Origin of the sequence: Psychrobacter lutiphocae DSM 21542 (assembly GCF_000382145.1) — a bacterium.
GTDB classification, from domain to species: Bacteria; Pseudomonadota; Gammaproteobacteria; order Pseudomonadales; family Moraxellaceae; genus Psychrobacter; species Psychrobacter lutiphocae.
Map to the genome: position 1 here is coordinate 48,640 of NZ_KB907624.1, position 19,782 is coordinate 68,421.

The window sequence follows — 19,782 nt, forward strand, 5'->3', positions numbered from 1 at the left end:
TTAGCATATGGTTTTTAGGGTATGGCTTTTAGTATAGTATGTTGCTTTTATTTGGTTCGGTTAGCGCCTGGTCTATTAGCGCTTGCTATCAGGCGCACGGCGTAGGGCAATATTACCTGCTTCGCGCTGTCTGATATTAGCTAATAAATCATGGGTAACTTTTAGCATTGTGATGCTGTTAGTATTGCTGTCTAGCTTGGAAGCATAGGTATTTGGCTCAGAAGTAGAAACGTCAAGTCTTGGCGAATCTTCTGTTTCATTGAGTTTAAAGTTGCTGTCTAGCTTGACCAAATCAACAAAATCAGCCAGTCTTAGCATCTGCATTCCAGCATATCCACAGGGGTTAATAGCGTTAAAAGCACTCAAGTCACAGGTCAAATTTAATGCAATACCATGGTAGCTAAAACCATGCTTAATTTTAAACCCTAGCGAGGCAATTTTTCCTAGCATTAAGTGATCTTGATTATAAATATAGACTCCAGGTGCGTCTTGACGAGCTTTGGCATAAAACTGAGACTGATTTGGCTGGTTTGAAGGCTGTACTGCTTGCAAGTAGTCATTGAGTACATCCTCGATGCTTTGCTCAGCATGGGACACTAAGTCACGTACTGACCAGCCAAGATTATTAAGGTCTATTAGCCAGTAGATAACCAGTTGCCCTTTGCCGTGCCAAGTGACTTGTCCGCCACGGTCTGTTTGGATAATGGGGGTGTCTGTGTGTTGCAAAATATGTTCTTTTTTGCCTGCTTGACCTAAGGTATATACGTCATTATGCTCAACAATCCACAGTTCATCTGCGGTGATGATGCCTTGCTTTTTTTTGTCAATACGTGCCAGTGTTTTTTGCAGCATTTGCTGATGGGTGCTTTCATAATCGGCATTGAGTAAGGTGCGGACGATAAGGGTGTCTGCTTTTGGGTGCTGGGTTATAGGTTTCATAGTCGACTATTGTTTTTTTTGAGGGATATAGCATATCATGAGTCTGTGAGTGCCGCCATAGCTTAGAGTTTGTCTTAGCCTATGATTGCTGTATGGTATCATTTAAACCAAAAGTTGTATTATTATAAAGTTGTTTAAATGACGCCACTATTTTATTACGGGGGTTTATTGGTTTTTTATCATATTGCCCTTAATTTAAATTATTGATTTAATACACACTAAAGCTACTTTTTATGTTAATTTGTTAAGTTACAAAAATTTCAACTTGCCAGCAACAAAAATTTCAATTCACCATCGTAAGCAACATACTAAAAGGATATTTGTATGAGTCAAAGTATTATCACCACTATTGATCAGTTACAGTCACAATTTAATCATATGCAGGGATTAACCCGCAAAAATCCACTCAACTCTTGGATTGATAGAGAGGCGTTACTTGATAGTCTAGAAGCGATGTTGGTGGAGTATAAACAAGATTTTGCCGATGCAATTAGCCAGGATTTCGGTCATCGCAGTCAAGATGAAACCAACTTTGCTGAGCTTTTTCCAAGTTTTCAAGGAATTCGTCATGCTAAAAAGCATGGTAAATCCTGGATGAAAACTCGTAGAGCTGGTATCTCAACTCTATTTCGCCCAGCTTATAATGAATTACAGCCGCAGCCATTGGGTCTGGTTGGGGTGATTGCGCCTTGGAATTATCCAATATTTTTATCAATCGGTCCCATGATAGATGCCCTGGTTGCTGGTAACCGAGTAATGATCAAGATGAGTGAATCAGCGCCATTGTTTGCTGAAGCCTTTGCTCAAGCAGTAGCCCAGCACTTTTCTCCAGATATGGTATCGGTGGTAGTCGGTGATGTTGATATTGCTGCTGCCTTTAGTAGCCTGCCTTTTGACCATCTACTTTATACTGGTTCAACCGAAGTTGGCAAAAAAGTAATGGCGGCCGCTGCACCAAATTTAACCCCTGTTACCTTAGAGCTAGGCGGTAAGTCACCAGTCATAGTACTCGATGATGCTGACCTTGATAATGTGGTTAATCGGGTAATGATGGGCAAAACCTTAAATGCTGGTCAGACTTGTATTGCACCAGATTATGTGCTGATACATTCATCATTACATAGTAAATTTGTCAAGATGGCAAAAGAGTGGATGATAAAACATTATCCTAATATCAGTGACAACCCAGATTACACCCGAATAATTAATGATGCTAATTTTCAGCGTTTGCAGGGTTATCTTACATCCTTGCCAAAAGAGCAAGTAATTCCTTTAACAGATGTGGCAGCAGACACTGAGACGCGTTTAATGCCACCTGTGATTGTGCTTAATCCAGAGCCTGATACCCAAGTTATGCAAAATGAGCTGTTTGCGCCGATTTTACCTTTAGTTCATGTCAATGGTTTGCGTGATGCAGTAGAGTTTGTTAACAGTCGCCCACGTCCATTGGCGTTATATATCTTTGGTGATAATAGCAAAGATATTGACTATGTTCGTACTCATACGGTATCTGGTGGAGTTGCCATCAATGAAGTAATTATGCACGTAGCACAGCATGAGTTGCCATTTGGTGGGGTGGGCGCTTCTGGTATCGGCGCCTATCATGGCAAATGGGGCTTTGAGCGTATGAGTCACATGAAGCCTGTGTTTGTGCAGTCCAAGCTAAACGCAATGAGTATTATGTTACCTCCGTATAGCAGATTATTTAAAAAGGGCTTACAGTATTTGACTAAATAAGCATGTAATACCTTATCTGAAAAATAACCTATCTTTGCCAAACTCGCTAAACCTACTACTTGTAGTGTTTGCACTCGTTTTCCTCGATATCTTAATTTTCAGATATTGGTATAATAAGTGTGTACCTTTAGCAGGCGCACACAGTCTATGCACTCTCCAGCTATTATGTACAGTGCAGTATAGATGGAAAGTGTTCTGTATATATGGAAAGTGTTCTGTATATATGGAGAGTGTTCTGTATATATGGAGAGTGTGCAGTATGGATGAGGAGATATTGCACACTCACTTTAGAGATGATGTTGATTGTAAGTCTGCTATGCAAATGACTCAATCACACCACCACCCAAGCAGACCTCACCGATATAAAATACCGCAGACTGTCCAGGTGTTACTGCGCGCTGTGGCTCATCAAAGATAACCTTAACTCGACTTGCGTCTTTAGTATCTGCAAATACTGTACAACATTGGTCAGGTTGACGATAACGAGTTTTGGCCATGCATCTTAAACCTTTTTCACTAAAGATAGCTGCAGGCGCAACCCTTTCTACCCAGTCTAGCTTATAAGCAATCAAGCTTTGACTTAGTAGCATCGGGTGATCATGACCTTGACCGACAATGAGCTGATTGTTGGTCAGATCTTTTTGTAATACAAACCAAGGCTCTTCAGGGCGATCTTTGACACCACCAATGCCAATACCACCACGTTGACCCAAGGTGTAATACATCAAGCCATCATGTTTGCCAATAGTGACACCGTCATCCGTGATGATATCGCCAGGCTTGGCTGGCAAGTATTGCTGCAAGAAGTCTTTGAATCGGCGCTCACCTATAAAGCAGATACCCGTAGAGTCCTTTTTCTTTGCGGTAGCTAAGTCATGTTGTTCTGCAATTTTACGTACTTCTGGTTTTTCTAACTCACCGACTGGGAATAAGGTTTTGGCTATTTTGTCACCACCAACAGCGTGCAAGAAGTAGCTTTGATCTTTATTATTATCCAGTCCTCGCATTAAGTGCGCTACCTCAAGCCCATCTTCACGCTGATAATTCACGCTACGGCGGGTATAATGACCTGTGGCAATATAGTCTGCACCGAGGGTCAGCGCATAATCTAAAAAGGCCTTAAACTTAATCTCTTTGTTACACAAAATATCTGGGTTTGGTGTGCGTCCAGCTTGGTATTCGGCCAAAAAATGCTCAAATACGCGGTCCCAGTACTCCATCGCAAAGTTAGCAGTATGTAGTTTGATACCAATTTTGTCACACACGGCTTGTGCATCGGCTAGATCTTCCATCGCCGTACAGTATTCGGTACCATCATCTTCTTCCCAGTTTTTCATAAACAGGCCTTCAACCAAAAAGCCAGCTTGTTGTAATAACACTGCAGAAACTGATGAATCCACACCACCAGACATACCCACAATCACTCGAGTTTGTTCTGGGTTTTTGATGTCGTTTAATTTAAGTGGTGGTAAATTATGCTGTAAATTTGTTTTTAAGTTAGTCATATTTAGATTACAAGCCATCATAAAAGAAGAAATATGTGCTAGAATTTGTGCAAATTATAACATTAACCTGACTGATATGGGCTGATAATGATTAGAATCGGACAAGGTCTAGATGTACATGCATTTTATGACAAAAATAAATCACAACACCAGGATGCCCCACAAGCCAATAAGCACAATGGACACCAAGGTGCTTTGCTATATGATAACAAGCAGCAGTATGTGGTATTAGCAGGAGTCAAAATCCCTCATGATTACAGCCTAAAAGCCCACTCTGATGGTGACGTGGTACTGCATGCGCTAGCAGATGCGCTATTAGGTGCATTGGCACTGGGTGATATTGGTCAGCATTTTCCAGATACAGATGAGGCAAATGCTGGATTGGATTCACGGGTGCTATTACGCCATGTTTACACCCTTGTACAGCAGCGCGGATTTAAGCTAATTAATGCTGATATCACCGTCATTTGTGAGCATCCGAAGCTTGCTAAACATAATTTTGCGATGCGCAGCAATATAGCTGAAGATCTAGATACCAATGTAGAAAATATTAGTGTTAAGGCCACCACAAGTGAAAAGCTAGGCTTTACAGGTCGTGGCGAGGGTATCGCTGCAAGTGCTATCGTATTAATTGCTAAAGACAGCTAGCTTATGATGAAGTAGGGAGAGATACGCCCTAGTGGTGTGAATTGACTTTTAAATTTTAACCCCCACATTAAAGACTAATCTTATTCAAAAAAGTAGGTTTAGTACATAGCCAGTTTTAGTACATAGCCAGTTTGTCAAAAAACAGGTTCATTAAACCCAAAACTAAAACCAAAACCCATCAAAACTAAGGATCTAATATGACAGACCAAGCACAAGATATCGAAACCTTAATTCGTAACCAGATTAAGGAAAACCCAGTACTGCTATACATGAAAGGTACGCCACAATTTCCACAGTGCGGATTTTCTGCCCGTGCTATTGAAGTATTGACTCAAATTGGTCGTCCTTTTGCCTTTGTTAATATTTTAGAAAACCCTGACATTCGTGCGACTTTACCAAAAGTTGCCAACTGGCCAACTTTCCCACAATTGTGGATTAATGGTGAGTTGATGGGCGGTTCTGATATTATTTTAGAAATGTATCAATCAGGTGAATTAAAGCCATTGGTAGAAGAGCACAGTCCTGCCAGCTAATACCGTTAAAGAAGTTGATGTTAAAGAGCTTTAGTATCATGCTAAGGCTTTTTTTATTGGTTATATTTTTTTCTTGGCTATGGCATTAGAGATGCTCTCTAAGATGGTCTTAAGTTAGGCCTGTTATGTTTTTGTATATGATCACTTTATAAAATCATCATAAGCACCACATATAGTCACAACTGGGCGATAAGAGCCGTTTTTCTATCGCTTTCGCTTTATAAACATTAGGAAAAAATGATGAGTAACGACAAACAATTACAACAACGCCAATTACTTGAAGCACAATCAGAAAAGATTATCGCTATTGCTGACAAAGAAGAGCAATCCTCACTTAAATGTATTCATTTATTACGAGTGGCAGGTGGAGCAACCAGTGAAACTTATACAGCTATTGAGCGGCGCATTATGGATGATGAAGATCCGCATGGTGCCTATCATTTAGCACTGTTGGCACAGACTACGCCAGACTTACCAATTGACGCCCGTCAGCTCATTGAACTGGTGGTTACCAAAGGTAATGATGAACAGTTGCTGTCGCTGTTAAAAAATCTGCCTGTGCCACCAGTAGAGATGATCAAACAGCGCATATTAGCCAACGATAATGCAGAGAGTATCGCTGAAATGAGCGCTTATTTACAAAGTAATCCTGAAGGGGTAGGCAGTCATGGCATTATCGAAAGCGGTCAAAAAGAGCGTATTGTACCGTTAAGTCAAGGTGACTAGTCATTGAAGTTAGGAAACTCAGTTGTTTGAAACTCAGATGTTTGAAACTCAGTTGTTTAAGGTAATGCTAAGGTTAAACGACCAGTCAGACTCAGACGGATTGAGCAGGCGCAATAGGTAGTAAAATGACAAGCTCAACTCCTGTTTCTATTGGTAGTTGGGCTTGTTTTTTGACTTGTTGTTGCTGATGAAGGTGTTTTTGTTGCTGATGAAGGTGTTTTTGGTGCTGATGATGTGTAATAGATGAGTCAGTGACAAGATGGTGGTGATGCTTATCTATAATAGTCTTTTTGACATTTTCAGCTTCAGCAGATGTTAAGTTATGAATACTGACTTGACCGCCATGGCGCTCTATGACCTGTTTTACAAGCGTTAAGCCCAGTCCTGTGCCTTTTTTACCTTGCGTATTGGGTGCTGGCGAGTGTAAGCGAGTGCTAGGTTGATTGTTTTGCTGTCCACTCTGGCTGTATTGTGATGAGCCTTGCTGGTACTGATGCGACAGACTAAAATAACGATCAAACACTTTATTTAATGCATAATCTGGGATTAAATTACCATCATTGATGACAGATAACTTTATATAAGGGGTCTTGTCTAGATGCCATGATGACAAACAGATTAACACCTTGTTATGAGCAAAATACAAGGCATTATCCAGCACATTTTGCAGTGCTTGAGTGAGCCAAAACTCATCGGCAAGTATCATACTATGTTCTGGCAGATCCAGTGTACTTTGATAGTCAATTTCCAGATGCTGGTATTGGCGTTGCATTTTACACCCAGCAACCAAGGTTTTAATCAGAGCGTCAGGATGAATGGGTTGAATTGCTAGTCGAAAGTTAGGCTGTTCAATTTTTGCCAATAGCAATAAACGATCTATTAATGAGTGCAGTTTGATGCTTTGTTCAGTGATGGTTTGACTTAGCATCTGCCGATCTTCACTGTCTAAGTCAGTTTCTTCTAATAGCTCACCACTGGCACGGATGGCGGTCAGCGGGCTTTTTAGCTCATGGGTTAAGGTGTGCACATAATCGGTGACATAAGCTCGATTTTCAAGTCGGTGTTTCATGCTTTCAATGGTATCGGTCAACTCGTTAAGCTCACGACCCAAATAAAAATAAGGCTTTTTGGTATCTTGTGCCAAAGACTGAGTGTAGCGAGTAACCAAAAGTGTGCTTTGACGCAACCACCAAGCTACCAAACCAGCCATAATTAAGGTCACTATACTAATGATTAGCGATGCACTTAGCATTCGCTTGCGAGTGGCATCTAAATAAGGCAATACCGTTACGGTTGGTTTTCCAACACTGACCACAGCGATGATATTATGATGACCATCTGAGCTATATATGGGCTGAGCTACATACATCACAGAAGAGGCGGAATCTTCTGGATCTGTTCGAGTGGTACGAGCACCGTATTTGCCTTGCAAGGTTAGGTTGACATCATTCCAGTTTGAGTAGTCGTCACCTTCAGCATTGCCCTTAGGATTGATGCTATCACCTTGCTTGGGTAGTGAATCATAAATAACAATGCCGTGGTTATCGGTAATATAAACGCGAAAGCTACTGTGGGTTTTTTGGTGGTACCAAGTGTCGCTATTTAAGCTGCTTAAAGCGCTGTTATCAGGATTTTTAGTCGGTAGCGATGGGGTAGTGAAGGCTTGATCTAGCATGGCTTGATAGCTAGGGTTATAGATGTCACCAGACTCTACTGCAGACTGCAAGCTGGCAGACAGTAGCTTAGAGGTATCGACTAGGGTGTCTTCAATCACCTGCTGAGTAATGGGACGCACATAGGTAAACAGTTGGTTAAATACCACAATGCCTGAAATAATGACAATGATTCCAACCGCAATCCAGATTCTAAAAAATAGACTTAAATTTAGGATTTTTTTGGGTTTGTTATCCGTGCTGTGGCTGCTGCTGTCTTTGCCAATCGGGTGTAATTTGGCATACCAGTTTGGGGTTGTTGGTTGCTGGCTACTGCTATTGCTACTATGAATACTATTGCTACTATAAATACTATTGCTACCATTACTGCTATTGGGGTCAATAGGATGCTTGCTCATGATGCACAAAGTCCATAGCCTAGCCCACGATGGGTGTGGATAATTTCCACATCTTGTTGGTCGCTGATTTGTACTAATTGTTTGCGAATTGATTTGACGTGGCTGTCAATAGTACGCGCCAGCCTGTGATCTGGATAATCACTGATGGCATTAAGTAGCTGTTCACGGCTAAATACCCGATCTGGATTGGCTAATAACGCCAATAGCAGCTTGCGTTCAGTGTTACTAAGCTCAAGCTTATGATCATTCCAATATAAGGTATAGGTCAGTGGCTCATAACGCCAAACACCTGAATCTAAGACAAATTGTTGAGGCTTGGTATCTAGCTGCTGTTGGTTATCTAAGGTCGCATTGGCCGTTAATTGCTCACGGCGCCAAATAGCCTTGAGTCTTGCAACCAACTCTCTTGGGCTAAAGGGTTTTGGACAATAATCATCTCCGCCCATCTCCAGCCCCAATATTCTGTCTATTTCATCGCTTCGTGCGGTTAAGAAAACTATGGGTAGTTGGTTAAAGTGACCTATATCTTCGTTGCGGCGGATATCTTGGCATAGAGTGAGCCCATCACCATCAGGTAAGCCCACATCTAATACAATGCCTGATAAAGGCTGTTGTTGTTGATAGTAATGATTTAAGGTTGGGATCACGCTACTGGCATTATCTAACCAAGTTACTTGCCAGCCTTCACGCTTAAAGGTGACACGCAATGAAGTGGCGATGGCGGGATCATCTTCAACGATTAAAATATGCGGCGGAGTTGTAGTTCCTGATTGAGATAGTGGCATGGATAAAGTCATAGTAAACGCCAGATAAAATACCAAAAAAATTTCATTAGTATGAAACTAGGAGGCTGTATAGGATTGATAAAATAGGAGTGATAAATGTCACTGACAGAGACCTTTTTCGTCAATACACAGCAAGACTAGTCACACTTAGTCATTGTAAGTGAATAAGCTCCTAAAACATCAAAGGTTAAATAAAAGCTAAGCGATGAAAACGGATTGTAAACAGAATTTTAGCACATTCTTTTATTTTAAATATGTGATAAACAAGGGTAGTTGATGGAAAGTTGATGAAGAAGTTGCTCGGTATTTGCGATGGTTTGTTACAAGATAGGTTGGGTTTAAGTTAATATTAGATCTAGGTTTTTGACAATCATTAGCATGCCACTGACACTCATTAACACCAACAAGGCAATACGAAATTGATGAATACTCATTCCTGCTAAAAAACGCTTACCTATGATATTACCAACAATGGCGCCAATGCCTAGTGCCAGGCCATAGACCCAAAGCTGGGTGGTTAACACGCCAAAAAAAGTATAACTGCCTATTTGAGCAATACCCACAAAAAATGAGTTGGCGGTTTTGGTGGCAATTAAGTCTTCTTTTTTAAGGCCTGAGTTCATATAAAAAGGATTTAATACAGGACCCAGCCCGCCCACTAAAGTGCTTATAAAAGCAACTAAAAAACCTAAAGGCGCAAAACCCAGCTTTGGCATATAAAAGGTCTTATCAACTTTACCAAACTTGTATTGGAATAAGGTGGATACCAAGAAGATACCGACTACAAGCTGTATCCAGCTGGCATTTAATCGGCTAAATAACAGTCCTGATAGCCAAGCACCAGCAATGGCGCTAGGCACATAATATTTGCTTAGGCGCCAATCAATATCATGCCAAAATAATAGCATACGTGATGGACGTGATAAAAAAGTGCCAAGGTTTATAATTGGAGGTGCTGATGGTGCACCAGTTAACCAAGATACAGCAGGGATTAACAACAGCGCACCACCGCCACCTGAGATTGTAGAAATCACAAACGCCATCACTCCTAGCACAAATAAAGAGACTAGGTGCCAAAGAGGTGGGCTTGAGATAAGATCTAAGATTGTTGCCATGGTGTGCCATTATTGGGCTAATGATGATCAGGCTGATTGTTATGAATATGCTGATTGTTATGAATATGCTGATTGTTGCAAGCTTTCGTTTAACATTCAGCCTGTATTTATTAGGACTTACGCAAAAATACGATTTCAAGGCTTTAAAAGCGGCTGGTTATTATGTATGCAGCGTCTGGCTCTACCTTCAGAAGATTCATAAATGATTAGCAGTTGCCATCATATCTACTCGTGCGTAAGTTCTATTTTTTATTATAGTCCTTTGCAATTGGCATAGTAAGTAACAGTTGCTGGCCAATCAGAAAAAATGGCTTTCACTCCAACTTGTTGCGCCAATACGTCAATAAAGTTAAACATATCGCCATCATTATTGATGGCATCTTCAAGCCCAGTGTAATACCAGCCGCCACCTTTGGCCAGAGGTCCTGAACGCTCAAGAGACCAAGTAATCATCTCCAGTCCAGCAGCCTGAGCTTGCTTGGCGTAATTAGATGGTAACATATTGCCATGACCATCGCTGCTGACTAATAGCCAAGTAGCTGGTGCAATAATATTAATTCCCATGGCTTTTAACTGCTGTGGTGAATGCTTCCATGTTGTTGGATCATCTTTATCAAAAGTTTTGTTGGTAGCTGTTTCGTTACTATCATCAATCAAATATACTGCATTTTCACCAAAATCTGGTGTCTCTTCTATCCATGCACGTATATCTGATAGATTAAAAGACTGTGGAAAGACCTCTTTTGCAGAGATCCCCGCATTTTGGTATGCATGAATAAGCTGTTGGCGATAATCTGCTTGGGTATATGGATTACCATTAGCGTCAATATGAGGCATGGCGACACTGGGAGCTTTAAGCTCAGGCGTATGTTTGAGACCTAATGACTTGGTTAATGCAATATGCTCTTCTAAACTTAGTAGCTGCCCATTTTGGCTGTATAAGTCTGTACGCCATGCAGGCGTTGCATTCATATAGTCAGTGAGGTTGGTGGCTTCTTTGTTGGCAGCATCCATTTTACCTTGCAAGGATTTGAATTCTGCTAAGCTGATATCAGAGGTGCGACACTCTATTTGACTGGCATTGGTCAAATTACCCTTGGCATCAAATTTAGGTGGCTGGGTACATTGATTGGCCAGTGGTGTGGCTAAAATATTGGTTGTGCTATGTAAGTCGTTTTGAGCGTGGCGACAGACCAGTTGATGATCTTTAGTAAAAGCGACGTCACACTCTAAAACGCCTGCACCCATGTGGGCAGCTGCTAAATAGCCATCATAAGTATGTTCTGGATATTGCAATGGTGCGCCACGATGTGAAATAGAAAAATCTGTTTTTTGTGGAGTTTGTCCTAAGCAAGATTGCAACTCTTTTTTTAGTGGCCCTTCATCCATATCATTTACTAAGTAAAATGGGCGTGTGCCATAACTGTAACTGACTTGTGTTGACGTTTTATCTGACCTATTATCTTTAAGTTGATAGATATGAGTTGGCTCATCTTTAGCCTTGATGGGAGGAGATGAAATGCGATTGCTTTCAGTTTGGCATCCTGTCAATATGAGTGCTATTAGTGAGATATATGTAAGGTTACAGTGATGCTTCATAGTAGATGCGGTTGTATATTGAAATTTAGATATATATGGTTTGAGTTGAGGCTGAGTAGACCTAAGTAATAAGGATGATAGTGAGGGTAACATAAACAAATCCTAAGAAATATATTTAGTCAGGTATTAGATGTTAAACTAACCTAAGTAGTTGACAATCTAATGACAACCTTGATAATAAAAATGATAAAAATATTGATAAACTTATACTATGAATAAAGAAGGAAAAAATATGACAACCTATTTGGACTGCGTTATTGTTGAACACAACCCTACAAACAAGACAATTGATAAAGCGGTGATCTGGCTTCATGGCCTTGGTGCTAGTGGTCATGACTTTGAGCCAGTGGTACCAGAGCTAGGGTTAAGTTCAGAGCTGGCAGTACGCTTTGTATTTCCGCATGCACCACAAATCCCAGTGACCATTAATGGTGGCATGGTGATGCCAGCTTGGTATGATATCTTAGAAATGAGTCTTGAGCGCAAAGTGGATGTTGAGCAAATTAATAAGTCAGCAAACGCCATTAATGATTTAATTGAACGTGAAGTTGCGCGTGGCGTGGCTCCAGAGGATATTGTGATTGCAGGGTTCTCACAAGGGGGCGCTATTGCTTATCAAGTGGCATTAACCCATCCTAAAAAGCTGGCAGGTTTATTAACTTTGTCCACTTATTTGGCAGTCGATGACGCATCTAAATTCAGTGACGCCAATAAATCATTGCCAATTAAAATAGATCATGGTACTCAAGACCCTGTTGTTCCAGTAATTTTAGGTCAGCGTGCCAGCGAGCAGCTAAAACAACTCGGTTATGCGGTTGAGTTTACGACTTACCCGATGGCGCATCAAGTTTGTATGCCACAGATTAAAGCGATTGGCGCATGGCTAAATAAGCATCTGTCTTAGTCATATGAGATGAGTACTGACAGTATGAGTTGCATAAAAAGTTGGGTTTGCCATCACAAGCAAGCAAGGCATCAAGCAAGCAAGCTGTGTCTGCTTACAATATTTAGTGCCATTATAGTCGGCACAGTTAGCACATTTGGCGTTATCAATAGTGCATCTGCCGCTGAGTATTACAACTGCTCCAATCCAAGTGGCTGTGTCCTAGTAGCCAATGCTTATGCTGATAACGACTTAACCGCGACAAAATATCCAGTGGTGTTGGTACATGGATTGGGTGGCTTTAATGAGATGTTTGACAGCCTCAGCTACTTTAACGGTATTCCAGAAGCCTTGATGCAAGGTGGCAGTGATGTTTATGTAACTAAAACCTCATCGATGCAAGATGCAGAATTTCGTGGCGAGCAACTATTGCAGCAAGTGCGCACTATTATAGCGGTGACTGGTAAAGAAAAAGTCAATCTAGTGGGGCACAGCTTAGGTGGTATTGATATTCGTTATGTGGCAGCCGTAGCACCCGAGACAGTCGCTTCGGTGACGGCTGTTGCTAGCCCTGAGCAAGGCTCAAAGATGGCTGACTGGTTACTGTCTGTGGTATCCAAAAAAAATCCTGCTTCAGAAGCACCGAAGGATAGATTTAATCTATTTGGACGGGCTTTAATAGCTTTTCATAATTCAGTGGGGCGATTGTTCGATTATGGCTCAGGCATTAGTATGGAGCAGCTACAACATCAAGATTCAATAAAGGCAGTAACAGGATTGACCACTGAGTATATGACTGAATATTTTAACAAAAAATACCCAGAAGCCATGCCCAGCGAATACTGTGGTCAGCCTCCTACTGAATATATCGTCAATGGTATTCCATACTATTCTTTTTCAGGAGTAGGAGCGATAACCAATGGCTTTGATCCCAGTGATTATATCTTAGCATTGACTGCACTGACCTTTGACAAAAATGATGCTAATGATGGCCTTGTTTCTGCTTGCTCAAGCCGTATTGGTTATGTCATTCGAGATGACTATAAAATGAACCATTTAGACTCGGTCAATCAGATATTTGGTCTGGTTTCTCGCGGTGAAGTGGATCCCATATCTGTCTATCGCAGTCATATTAATCGTTTAAAAAACGAAGGCTATTAATCGCTTTTTTCTAAGAGGGTATATGCCAAATCCGCACAACCAATCGGCCAAAATACCGATGCGTATCCGAGTGTTGTTTTTTGCACTGTCCCTATTCGTGATGGCAGGTGTATTTTTGCTGATAGCATATCTGCTGTCTGGCACTGCCAGTAATAGTGTGGAACAAACGCCACAAATGGCAAGATCTATGCCGAATGTGACAAATAAAAAGGAGGTTGATACAGATACAGATGTTGTTGAAAATTTAGACTATACTCCAGATGCTCTGACCACTGGGATTGAAGACTTACCAAGATCTTTGCAAGGCACACAAGTTGACGGTGATATTATTGTTGATGCACAGTCCGAGTTGATCGTCACCCGCGGCTTGCGTCGGTTGTTTGATTACTTTTTGTCAGCACAAGGAGAGGAAGACAGCGCTTCCATTAATAGGCGTGTGGAGTCTTACATAAGTAGCCGAACCCCTGAGCCAGCGGCCTCTCATGCCACCCAATTGTATTATCAATATCTGGCATATTTGCAACAAGTAGCACGCATAGAAAGTAAGTATAGCTCAATGTCTGCCACATTAATTGATAGTAACAACCAGGTTGGTAAGTTAGACTTAGCAGTTATTGAGAAGCAACAACAAGAGATAAAAAAGCTTAGAGCACAGCTGTTTAACCTGCAGACGGAGGTTGCTTTTTTTAGTGATGATGATGCCTTGTCTGATTATAATCTAGCTATATTACAGATTGCTCAAGATAAGTCGTTAACTCAATCTCAAAAACAACAAGCACAGCAAACCTATATTGAGCAACTACCAGATTCTTTGCTCAAAGAGCAGGCCAAGCATCAAGCCAAAATTGAGCAGTTGGTAACTCGCACTCAGCAGATGCAGGGGAGTAGTAAAGATGAGCTGTTTGCAATGCGAGCTGAGACGGTCGGGGAGGATGCCGCTAAGCGTCTGGCTGAAATGGATGCTCAAAATGCAGAGTTTGAGGCACGATTTGTAAAGTATCAGCAGGCCAGAGATAAGATATTAGACTCGTCAGCATCAGCACAGTCGCAGCAACAACAGATATCTGAGCTACAACATCAGCTCTTTAGTAAGACAGAACAAAAGCGATTAGCTGGTTATGAGCAGTTTAAACAGCAGTATAGTCACAGCCATATAAAAGAGTTACAGCGTTAACCTCGTTTAGCCTACTTCAGTAGTACTTGCACTCGATTGCCTTGTAACTCATTTATCTGACTACAATTATAGTAGAGGCTTTATAAATTGAAAAATGCCATTGGCAGAGACTGTTTTTTAGACAATAGGCAGTGATATTTAAGTTTTAAGCCTTAACTTTAGGCTTTAGCCTCTGTTACAGCTAAGTTTTAATACAGAAGTTTCCAATAAAACAGTCCTGTTAATATAGCGCAAATAATTAAAATAATTAGTATGCGTTTTGCCCAATAGGGGATAAGCGGTTTTTTGTAGCCCATTGTATTTAATTGACTGTCAACACTGTTATAGAGTTTTTCAGCACTATTCGTTAGTTTGTTAGTCAGCGGTTTGTTTTGTTTTTTGACGATGGCTTGCGTTTTTTTAGCGTGTTGCTGCTTTAGTTTGGCCTCATACGCATCAATTTGTACTTTAGCATCACCCATACTAATGCCTTGCTCAGAGGCCAGTTCTTTAATAGCCAGTACCAGATTATTTTTTTCAACCATTTGAGCGATGTGCTTTGGCAGTTTGCCTGATTGTGGTCGGGATGGGGGTTGTGAGTGTGGCATAGGCGCTCTCATTGTCTGGTATTAAATGTTTGAGTTATTTTACATCGATAATGTCTTAAACTACAAAAAGCACTTTAATTGACTTAAAGTGCTTTTTTATATGGTGTAAAGTGACAAGCTGATAGAGTTAGTATTTGATGGTAACAGTCAGTGATGGTTTATCAATATCAGTGATGGTTTATCAATAACTGCTGTTAATCATGAGCTCATCAAGATTACTTGTCTTTCCAACGCTGGATAGCTTCTTTAATGACGTCTTTGGCTTCAGCGACATCACCCCAAGATTGAACCACAGTAGTGCCTGCTTTTTTTAAGTCTTTATAGTGGCTGAAGTGGAACTCAAGCTGTTCAATTAAGCGCTTTGGCAAATCTTCTAAGCTATTGTAAGCGTTGCCGTTGTTACGGTCATCGGCTGGCACCACAACGATTTTGTCATCAACTTCGCCATCGTCAACAAACTTCATCACTCCGATGACTTTCGCTTTCAAAAAAATACCTGTTGTTAATGGTTGTTCAGTAATGATGAGTGCGTCTAATTCATCACCGTCTTCATCAAGTGTTTGTGGAATAAAACCGTAGTTGCAAGGCTTAGCAAAAATAGCGGGCTCAACACGGTCTAACTCAAATACCGCTAACTCACGGTTCCATTCAATTTTGTGGTTGCTGCCGGTTGGGATTTCTACTACAACGTTAATCTCGCCGCCGTCAACATCGCCTGCATCTAAAATTACGTTAAAATCTGCCATTTTTTACTCCAATAAGGGTCAATAAGAGCGCAGTTATAAGCACTCAGAGTTATAAGCACTCAGAAAGGGTGGTTATTTAAAAAGGATAATTATAAAATCATGCTGATTATAACAACTTTTGACCAATTGCCAAGTTATGACAATATTCCAAAATAACATTTGTCACATCTTTTGGCTTTAGTTAACCAAAATAAAAAAAGCAAATAGCGTAATGCTATTTGCTTTTTTGTGCTAAACCTTATGTTCAAGGCTTAGTATATTGACGAGTTCAGCTTATAGTTTCTCTTGAACTTTTTCAGCAGAGTTAGAAACACCTTCGCCTGCTTTAGAAACATCTTGGCCAAAACCTTTGAACGTGTTGCAACCAGTTAATAGGATTAGTGCAGTTAAAGATGCAAGAGTTAATTTCTTCATGTGAAGTCCTTAGTGTTAATGAAATAAAAAAGTTTGGGGTGTTCAAAATATTGGTAGGTGATTTGGCAGTCTTATACTTATAAAAATAAATAAAACACTGATACTTATAAAAATAAATAAAACACTGATAATCAATAATAAAATAACTACCAATAAAATAATATTATATTGCAATATGTTATTTAAACCATTTTAAAGTTAAGTAGTTTAAGTGGTTATTTATGCGTTAATTATTACCTGTAATTTAAATTAACCGCTAATTAAGTTAATTATTAAATGGGTAATAATTACAATGTCGCAATAATAATATTAATACTACCTAGTATATTAATTTTTATGAAAACAACAACATAGAAATGTGTGTAATTTAAGCAAAACTGTCATAGAATTGTAAACCAAAATTTCATTGTAAATAGCAGTTGTCAAAAAGGGCAAAAAAATGACCATTCACATCGTTCTTGTACATCCAAAAATTCCAAACAATACTGGTAGTGCCATTCGTTTATGTGCTAATACAGGTGCACAACTGCATTTAGTAGAGCCATTGGGCTTTGATTTAGAAGATAAAAAGCTACGCCGAGCTGGTCTTGATTATCATGAGTACGCCAATATGAAAGTGCATAAAGACTGGCAACAGGCCAAGCAGGCATTGCAACAGGCAGGCTGTGAGCGGATGGTGGCGTTAACGACTAAGCTGAGTCAGCCCTTTTATGACTATGACTTTGTACATACCGAAACGGGCGAAAAAATAGAAAACGTGGCCTTGGTATTTGGCTCTGAAACCGCAGGATTGGCAGATGAGATACGGGCTGATATTGGGGCTGAAAACTGGTTGCGATTGCCTATGTTGCCAGATTCACGCAGTCTAAACTTAGCCAATAGTATCAGCATTTGCCTTTATGAAGTGTGGCGCCAGCAAGGCTTTATAGGTGATGAGGGTCGTAGCACAGGATATACAGAATTGACTCCATATGACCCTAAATAGCTTTGAGCTACTATAGACATATGAGCTACTAGAGTCATAAAAGTTACTAGAGTCATAAAAGTTACTAGAGTAACAGGGGCTATTGAATTAGAGTTATCAGCCGCAATCTTGGTAAGCAGCAGACTTCTTGATTAGTAATTAATTGGTTGAGTGTTCAATTCAGTTAATTATTGATACTTATAAGCTATTTATAAGCAATTCGGGGGTTTGGGTAGACCTGCAATGCGATTAACATGACGTGCAACTAAGCCTGTATTAAACATCTGTTGCAATTTTTGATTGCTAATATCCAACTCTGGCAAGGTCTGCATCAAATATTTGATTAATGGTCTGGTCGTCGGCGGATGGTTAAAATTGGCGTGAAATTGGCGCACCTGACGCAAGATTGCATAGTGATCATCGGTGAGCGTCACATCCAATACATCGGCTAGTTGCTGTGCCACAGCCTCACTCCATAAGGTGTGATCGACTAAGTGACCTTCGTCATCAAGTGCCAATACTGTCTGGTCGTCAGAGTGTATGCTTAACTGGGTGAGGGCGGTGATATCTGTCATGGTTGGGCGGCTCTATAATTGATCAATTGTCAGATTTAAAAATTAAAAATTATTGCTAGAATTATTGCTAGATTGTTTAAGTGGTGCTATCTGTTTAAGTGGTGCTATCTAAGGTGACCACACGCTCAACATCTTGAGTTAATTGTACCCAATCAGCATCAGTCAAAGCCGTGATACCGGTCAGGTCTAAGTTGATTTTAGCGCTATCATTTAAGGCATTGATATCTTCAGACAGCACATACCATCCTTTGATATTAGCAATCTGATACTCTGACTCATCATCATGATTAATGTCATCAATATAGGCTTTTGCCCAGCTGTAATATGCACAGGTTTCACCCAACAATAGGATGCTGTCACCTGGTTTCCATAATGTACCTAGCTCTTTAATTAAGGCTTTTAAATTATTTATATTGGCGTGTAACTGAAACAAAGTGGTCATGATTATGCCCTTTAAGTTGGGAATAGAGTCTGTAAAATAAGAAAGCGGTATGCAACTAATGAATTAAAAGAGCAAGTTTAAAAAGAGAAAATCTGCTCAAAAATACTCGAATCAAAATCTTCAGGAATAAAGTCAATCTGCTGTGCTACGTCATTAGCTACCATTGCGGTTATCCAGCTACTAAACACATCATTTGGCAACCAGGCTGGGGGGATGTCGTACAAATCAAGAGATTTGATCATACCATGTAGTCGGCTGGTAGGTTGCATTAATATGCCAAATACGGAGCTACCAAGCATCAGCTGTACTTGTTGACCAAAGGTTGCTAAGGTCAACGCCAGCGCGCAGCCTTCATAAGTTGCGGTTTCTGTTGGGGTTGTTAAGCGAATTAAAATAGCCACTGGGTTTCCTATTTATTAGGTTAATTGCTGTTGGTTTAATTTGTTAGTTTAGTTTGTTAGTTTAGTTTGGTTTAGTTTATTTTGGTTTGATGATTGGTTTAATGATTGGTTTAGTGCGGTTTATTAGCCGTTAAAAAGAGATTACCTTATCAGCCTCTGCTAAGGCAGTCGCTAATTCACCAAGACCAACTAATTCAAAGCCATCAGCCAGATTGTCTGCGCTTAGCTTATGGCGTCCAGCATTATCAGTATCGACTACCCCACGGGTTAATGCGGTACTAACGCACACTGGTAGTCTTTGATTAAACTGCTGACTAAGCGCAGACCACTGCTGCATTAAATTATCTCTATCTGCCGTTTGCCAACGCAAGACATTTGCCGTATGCGCAGCATCAGCATAAAAAAATACAGTTAGCTTCTTAGCAGGTGCTGATGCATTAGCTTGTTGTTGTAAAAATGCACTGGCATAGCGATAGGCATGCTTTGCTAATGGTTGGCTAGGATCTATGGTAATCAGTAGTAGGGTTGAAGCGGTTGATGAATTGGTCATAGTGTGGCCACTGTATGTTGATTTTAATAGGAGATTGTATAAATTAGGGGGCATTTCCAAATAAATTAGGAGATTGTATAAATACTGAGACGTTATAAATTATGTATTAGGGTTGTCGGTCATTATCTCAAGATAGGTTGACATAAATTTAGTAAGAAAGCTGGCTTTGCCACTTAGCGTATATCCCCAATTGGAACATTAAAGATAGATGGGCTAGTTGGCATTAA

Annotated in this window: 21 protein-coding genes; 8 read left to right on the forward strand and 13 right to left on the reverse strand. The window is 40.4% G+C overall.

Translation table 11 applies throughout. The annotated features are described in order from the left end of the window. Positions 1-75: 75 nt before the first annotated feature. Entirely contained in the window at positions 76-939 is an 864-nt protein-coding gene (gene lipB, locus H140_RS0101815) for a lipoyl(octanoyl) transferase LipB (protein ID WP_019671946.1), read from the reverse strand. Between the two features lie 324 nt (positions 940-1,263). Here lipB and H140_RS0101820 point away from each other — a divergent pair, with 324 nt between their 5' ends. Continuing rightward, complete coding sequence (locus H140_RS0101820) at positions 1,264-2,676, forward strand: coniferyl aldehyde dehydrogenase (RefSeq protein ID WP_019671947.1); 1,413 nt, start codon at positions 1,264-1,266, stop codon at positions 2,674-2,676. A 314-nt stretch (positions 2,677-2,990) separates the two neighbouring features. On the opposite strand, the gene mnmA is transcribed toward H140_RS0101820, so the two are convergent. Further along, entirely contained in the window at positions 2,991-4,088 is a 1,098-nt protein-coding gene (gene mnmA / locus H140_RS0101825; protein WP_455233766.1) for a tRNA 2-thiouridine(34) synthase MnmA, read from the reverse strand. Positions 4,089-4,268: 180 nt separating this feature from the next. On the opposite strand from mnmA, the gene ispF reads away from it, so the two are divergent. The 3 genes from ispF to H140_RS0101840 all read left to right on the forward strand — a co-directional run bounded on the left by ispF (position 4,269) and on the right by H140_RS0101840 (position 6,088). Next, a complete protein-coding gene (gene ispF / locus H140_RS0101830; RefSeq protein ID WP_019671949.1) occupies positions 4,269-4,829 on the forward strand; it encodes a 2-C-methyl-D-erythritol 2,4-cyclodiphosphate synthase in 561 nt (186 codons plus the stop codon). Positions 4,830-5,026: 197 nt separating this feature from the next. Beyond that, positions 5,027-5,362: a Grx4 family monothiol glutaredoxin gene (gene grxD, locus H140_RS0101835; protein ID WP_019671950.1), complete on the forward strand. Its 336-nt coding sequence runs from the start codon at positions 5,027-5,029 to the stop codon at positions 5,360-5,362. Between the two features lie 240 nt (positions 5,363-5,602). Then, complete coding sequence (locus tag H140_RS0101840) at positions 5,603-6,088, forward strand: hypothetical protein (RefSeq protein WP_019671951.1); 486 nt, start codon at positions 5,603-5,605, stop codon at positions 6,086-6,088. 91 nt (positions 6,089-6,179) lie between these two features. Here the strand turns inward: H140_RS0101840 and creC are convergent, their stop codons facing one another. The 4 genes from creC to H140_RS0101865 all read right to left on the reverse strand — a co-directional run bounded on the left by creC (position 6,180) and on the right by H140_RS0101865 (position 11,610). Continuing rightward, positions 6,180-8,159, reverse strand: a complete 1,980-nt coding sequence (creC, locus tag H140_RS0101845; RefSeq protein WP_019671952.1) for a two-component system sensor histidine kinase CreC — start codon at positions 8,157-8,159, stop codon at positions 6,180-6,182. After that, positions 8,156-8,944, reverse strand: a complete 789-nt coding sequence (locus H140_RS0101850; RefSeq protein WP_156819048.1) for a response regulator transcription factor — start codon at positions 8,942-8,944, stop codon at positions 8,156-8,158. The genes creC and H140_RS0101850 overlap by 4 nt, the downstream gene beginning before the upstream one ends. A 338-nt stretch (positions 8,945-9,282) precedes the next feature. Continuing rightward, the gene (locus H140_RS0101855; protein WP_019671954.1) at positions 9,283-10,059 is read right to left on the reverse strand and encodes a sulfite exporter TauE/SafE family protein; all 777 of its coding nucleotides are present in this window, start codon (positions 10,057-10,059) and stop codon (positions 9,283-9,285) included. A 252-nt stretch (positions 10,060-10,311) separates the two neighbouring features. Next, entirely contained in the window at positions 10,312-11,610 is a 1,299-nt protein-coding gene (locus tag H140_RS0101865; protein ID WP_019671956.1) for a glycerophosphodiester phosphodiesterase family protein, read from the reverse strand. Positions 11,611-11,890: 280 nt separating this feature from the next. Here H140_RS0101865 and H140_RS0101870 point away from each other — a divergent pair, with 280 nt between their 5' ends. The 3 genes from H140_RS0101870 to H140_RS0101880 are packed head-to-tail and all read left to right on the forward strand — an operon-like array spanning position 11,891 to position 14,876. Continuing rightward, the gene (locus tag H140_RS0101870; protein WP_019671957.1) at positions 11,891-12,562 is read left to right on the forward strand and encodes an alpha/beta hydrolase; all 672 of its coding nucleotides are present in this window, start codon (positions 11,891-11,893) and stop codon (positions 12,560-12,562) included. A 24-nt stretch (positions 12,563-12,586) separates the two neighbouring features. Beyond that, the gene (locus H140_RS0101875; protein ID WP_019671958.1) at positions 12,587-13,702 is read left to right on the forward strand and encodes an esterase/lipase family protein; all 1,116 of its coding nucleotides are present in this window, start codon (positions 12,587-12,589) and stop codon (positions 13,700-13,702) included. Positions 13,703-13,724: 22 nt separating this feature from the next. Then, complete coding sequence (locus tag H140_RS0101880; RefSeq protein ID WP_019671959.1) at positions 13,725-14,876, forward strand: lipase secretion chaperone; 1,152 nt, start codon at positions 13,725-13,727, stop codon at positions 14,874-14,876. A gap of 188 nt (positions 14,877-15,064) precedes the next feature. Here the strand turns inward: H140_RS0101880 and H140_RS0101885 are convergent, their stop codons facing one another. The 3 genes from H140_RS0101885 to H140_RS0101895 form a co-directional block, all read right to left on the reverse strand. Continuing rightward, positions 15,065-15,463, reverse strand: a complete 399-nt coding sequence (locus H140_RS0101885; protein ID WP_019671960.1) for a hypothetical protein — start codon at positions 15,461-15,463, stop codon at positions 15,065-15,067. 215 nt (positions 15,464-15,678) lie between these two features. Then, positions 15,679-16,209, reverse strand: a complete 531-nt coding sequence (locus H140_RS0101890; RefSeq protein WP_019671961.1) for an inorganic diphosphatase — start codon at positions 16,207-16,209, stop codon at positions 15,679-15,681. A gap of 273 nt (positions 16,210-16,482) precedes the next feature. Next, positions 16,483-16,623 carry an entericidin A/B family lipoprotein gene (locus H140_RS0101895; protein WP_019671962.1) on the reverse strand — a complete coding sequence of 47 codons (141 nt, stop codon included), beginning with the start codon at positions 16,621-16,623 and terminating at the stop codon, positions 16,483-16,485. A 439-nt stretch (positions 16,624-17,062) separates the two neighbouring features. Between H140_RS0101895 and H140_RS0101900 the strand changes: the two genes are divergently transcribed. Next, on the forward strand, positions 17,063-17,608 hold the full coding sequence (locus tag H140_RS0101900; protein WP_019671963.1) for a tRNA (cytidine(34)-2'-O)-methyltransferase: 546 nt from the start codon (positions 17,063-17,065) through the stop codon (positions 17,606-17,608). 188 nt (positions 17,609-17,796) lie between these two features. Here H140_RS0101900 and H140_RS0101905 read toward each other — a convergent pair whose 3' ends face one another. The 4 genes from H140_RS0101905 to tusD all read right to left on the reverse strand — a co-directional run bounded on the left by H140_RS0101905 (position 17,797) and on the right by tusD (position 19,555). Next, on the reverse strand, positions 17,797-18,162 hold the full coding sequence (locus H140_RS0101905; RefSeq protein WP_019671964.1) for a TusE/DsrC/DsvC family sulfur relay protein: 366 nt from the start codon (positions 18,160-18,162) through the stop codon (positions 17,797-17,799). A 94-nt stretch (positions 18,163-18,256) separates the two neighbouring features. Continuing rightward, positions 18,257-18,604, reverse strand: a complete 348-nt coding sequence (locus H140_RS0101910) for a hypothetical protein (protein ID WP_019671965.1) — start codon at positions 18,602-18,604, stop codon at positions 18,257-18,259. Between the two features lie 77 nt (positions 18,605-18,681). Continuing rightward, positions 18,682-19,005: a hypothetical protein gene (locus tag H140_RS0101915; RefSeq protein WP_019671966.1), complete on the reverse strand. Its 324-nt coding sequence runs from the start codon at positions 19,003-19,005 to the stop codon at positions 18,682-18,684. 130 nt (positions 19,006-19,135) lie between these two features. Next, positions 19,136-19,555 carry a sulfurtransferase complex subunit TusD gene (gene tusD / locus H140_RS0101920; RefSeq protein WP_019671967.1) on the reverse strand — a complete coding sequence of 140 codons (420 nt, stop codon included), beginning with the start codon at positions 19,553-19,555 and terminating at the stop codon, positions 19,136-19,138. Positions 19,556-19,782: the final 227 nt, after the last annotated feature.

What these genes read in the sequence shown, in the direction of transcription:
- H140_RS0101905 (WP_019671964.1), bottom strand. Translation starts at nt 18,162, where the DNA reads ATGACAGATATCACCGCCCTCACCCAGTTAAGCATACACTCTGACGAC.
- H140_RS0101870 (WP_019671957.1), top strand. Translation starts at nt 11,891, where the DNA reads ATGACAACCTATTTGGACTGCGTTATTGTTGAACACAACCCTACAAAC.
- H140_RS0101895 (WP_019671962.1), bottom strand. Translation starts at nt 16,623, where the DNA reads ATGAAGAAATTAACTCTTGCATCTTTAACTGCACTAATCCTATTAACT.
- mnmA (WP_455233766.1), bottom strand. Translation starts at nt 4,088, where the DNA reads ATGTCTGGTGGTGTGGATTCATCAGTTTCTGCAGTGTTATTACAACAA.
- grxD (WP_019671950.1), top strand. Translation starts at nt 5,027, where the DNA reads ATGACAGACCAAGCACAAGATATCGAAACCTTAATTCGTAACCAGATT.
- H140_RS0101880 (WP_019671959.1), top strand. Translation starts at nt 13,725, where the DNA reads ATGCCAAATCCGCACAACCAATCGGCCAAAATACCGATGCGTATCCGA.
- H140_RS0101840 (WP_019671951.1), top strand. Translation starts at nt 5,603, where the DNA reads ATGAGTAACGACAAACAATTACAACAACGCCAATTACTTGAAGCACAA.
- H140_RS0101875 (WP_019671958.1), top strand. Translation starts at nt 12,587, where the DNA reads ATGAGTTGCATAAAAAGTTGGGTTTGCCATCACAAGCAAGCAAGGCAT.
- H140_RS0101850 (WP_156819048.1), bottom strand. Translation starts at nt 8,944, where the DNA reads ATGCCACTATCTCAATCAGGAACTACAACTCCGCCGCATATTTTAATC.
- H140_RS0101885 (WP_019671960.1), bottom strand. Translation starts at nt 15,463, where the DNA reads ATGCCACACTCACAACCCCCATCCCGACCACAATCAGGCAAACTGCCA.
- ispF (WP_019671949.1), top strand. Translation starts at nt 4,269, where the DNA reads ATGATTAGAATCGGACAAGGTCTAGATGTACATGCATTTTATGACAAA.
- lipB (WP_019671946.1), bottom strand. Translation starts at nt 939, where the DNA reads ATGAAACCTATAACCCAGCACCCAAAAGCAGACACCCTTATCGTCCGC.
- H140_RS0101900 (WP_019671963.1), top strand. Translation starts at nt 17,063, where the DNA reads ATGACCATTCACATCGTTCTTGTACATCCAAAAATTCCAAACAATACT.
- tusD (WP_019671967.1), bottom strand. Translation starts at nt 19,555, where the DNA reads ATGACCAATTCATCAACCGCTTCAACCCTACTACTGATTACCATAGAT.
- H140_RS0101910 (WP_019671965.1), bottom strand. Translation starts at nt 18,604, where the DNA reads ATGACCACTTTGTTTCAGTTACACGCCAATATAAATAATTTAAAAGCC.
- H140_RS0101855 (WP_019671954.1), bottom strand. Translation starts at nt 10,059, where the DNA reads ATGGCAACAATCTTAGATCTTATCTCAAGCCCACCTCTTTGGCACCTA.
- H140_RS0101890 (WP_019671961.1), bottom strand. Translation starts at nt 16,209, where the DNA reads ATGGCAGATTTTAACGTAATTTTAGATGCAGGCGATGTTGACGGCGGC.
- creC (WP_019671952.1), bottom strand. Translation starts at nt 8,159, where the DNA reads ATGAGCAAGCATCCTATTGACCCCAATAGCAGTAATGGTAGCAATAGT.
- H140_RS0101820 (WP_019671947.1), top strand. Translation starts at nt 1,264, where the DNA reads ATGAGTCAAAGTATTATCACCACTATTGATCAGTTACAGTCACAATTT.